Here is a 2072-nt window from a genome sequence, read left to right on the forward strand (position 1 = left end):
CCCGTCACGGCATCTGCCGGATGCACGCTTTCTGCCCTGCCCTCACTCCAGGGCAGAAGCGAGCGGCCCATGGGCGACACGACCTTGCGGCCTTTGTAATCCGGTGCGGGATGCGTCGCGCCTGCGAGATCGAGCAGCGTCGGCATCACGTCCATCACCGTTGAAAAGGCATGGCCGATGGCAGGCTCCGGCACCAGCTTTGGCCAATGCGCGAAAGCAACGACGCGAATACCGCCTTCTGATGTGTAGGTCTTGTAGAGACGCGACGGGGCTGTCGCCGCCTGCGCCCAGCGCGGCCCGTACCAGACATAGGAATTGGGCCGCCCGATATTCTCGAGACTGTTGTCGTAATGGCGCTCGATGAAATCCATGAGATAGGGACCGAAGACCGGCACCGCCTCGATCAGTGCGCCTTCCGCACCATTGTCCGACATGAAAAGAATAAGCGTGTTATCAAGCTCGCCCGTCTTGCGCAGATAGTCCACCACGCGGCCGACATTCCAGTCGAGGCGCTCCACCATCGCCGCATAGACTTCCATGGCGCGGGCAGAGCGGGCGCGCTCTTCCTCATTCATTTCATCCCAGGGCTTGTTCTTCGCAATGATGGGATGCGGCCTGATGTCTTTCGGACAAAGCCCCAGCGCCTTCAGCCTTTCAAGCCGTTCCGCACGCAGGGCTTCCGGCCCCGCATCATAGCGGCCCCTGTATTTTGCAATCAGGTCATCCGGCGCCTGAAGCGGCCAATGCGGCGCGGAGAAGGCGAGATAGGCGAAGAAGGGTCGGTCATCCTCGCGTTCCTCCAGATATTGCAGAAGCTTTGTCGTGAAACCGTCTGACGAATAGAAATCTTCCGGCAGCTCGACGAAGCGATCATCTTCCGTGTAGAGAGTATCTTGTGCAGGAAAGCCGGTGCCCGCCTTGGGTGACGATGCATAATGATTTGCAGCACCCGGCAGCAGCGCGAAGGAACGCTCAAAGCCGCGCGCATAGGGCGAGGTTTCGATCGTATGGCCGAGATGCCATTTGCCTGACATGAGGGTGAGATAGCCCGCATCGCGCAAAAGCTCCGGCAGGGTCGCGACGCGCTCATTCAGATAGCCCTCATAGCCGGGCTTGCCGCGCTGTGTGGGGTGCAGCACCTCCACATGGGTGCCAAGCCCCGCAATGTGATGATCGGTGCCGGAGAGCAGCATGGCGCGGGTCGGCGCGCAGGCGGGCGCTGAATGGAAATTCGTCAGCCGCAGCCCGTTCAGGGCCAGCGCATCGAGATGGGGCGTCGATATCTCGCCCCCGAAAGAACCGAGATCCGAAAAGCCCATATCGTCTGCGACGATCACCAGAAAATTCGGCCGTTTCCCCATCGCGCCCTCCCCCATTTTCTATAGGCTTACGGGGCCCAAAGCTCCGCGACACGCTTCTTTCCGTCAACGAGAAAAATGGACCCCTGTCCATTTTTGACGAAATGCGGAGGGCGGACTTGAAAGGGATGTTCTGAAAGGTATATAACACTGTTATATTCTTCGGGAGGAAACAACCATGCTGATGCTCTGGATTGCTGCTGCCTTCTTTCTTGCCGTCCATCTGCTCGTCGCCGGCACCAGCCTGCGGGGCAAGATCGTGGGGGCTATTGGCGAAAATGCGTGGCTGGCGACATTCTCGGTCGTCTCGCTTGTCGGCATTGGCTGGCTCGCCTGGAGCTTCAATCAGGCGGTGCTCGGGCCGAACCATCTTTACTGGGCGGCCCCGCTCTGGGCGTTGCACCTCTCGCCGCTCGTCATTCTGCTTGCTGCGCTGTTCGTGGTGATCGGCATCACCACGCCGAACCCGACCGCCGTGGGCGCCGAAGCGCTTGCCGAGAAGCCCGAAACGGTGAAAGGCATGCTCCGCATCACGCGGCACCCCTTTCTCTGGGGCGTGGCCATCTGGGCGCTCTGGCATCTGCTCATCAATGGCGATCAGGCTTCGATCATCTTCTTCGGCACATTCGCGTTGCTCTCCATCCTTGGCACTTTCTCCATCGACAAGAAGAAGCGCCTGAAGCTCGGCGCGGCATGGAACGATTTCGCCAACCG

At 60.1% G+C, this 2072-nt stretch carries 2 protein-coding genes; one reads left to right on the forward strand and one right to left on the reverse strand.

What is annotated here, in order from left to right; translation table 11 throughout:
* On the reverse strand, window positions 1-1361 hold a 1361-nt coding region (locus WBF74_RS01180; protein WP_424434011.1), incomplete at its 3' end, for an arylsulfatase.
* Window positions 1362-1536: 175 nt separating this feature from the next.
* Between WBF74_RS01180 and WBF74_RS01185 the strand changes: the two genes are divergently transcribed.
* Window positions 1537-2072, forward strand: a 536-nt coding sequence (locus tag WBF74_RS01185; protein WP_424434013.1) for an NnrU family protein, incomplete at its 3' end; no start/stop codon positions are given.

The sequence above is a fragment of the Parvibaculum sp. genome (genome assembly GCF_049672805.1).
In the GTDB taxonomy this organism is placed as follows: domain Bacteria; phylum Pseudomonadota; class Alphaproteobacteria; order Parvibaculales; family Parvibaculaceae; genus Parvibaculum.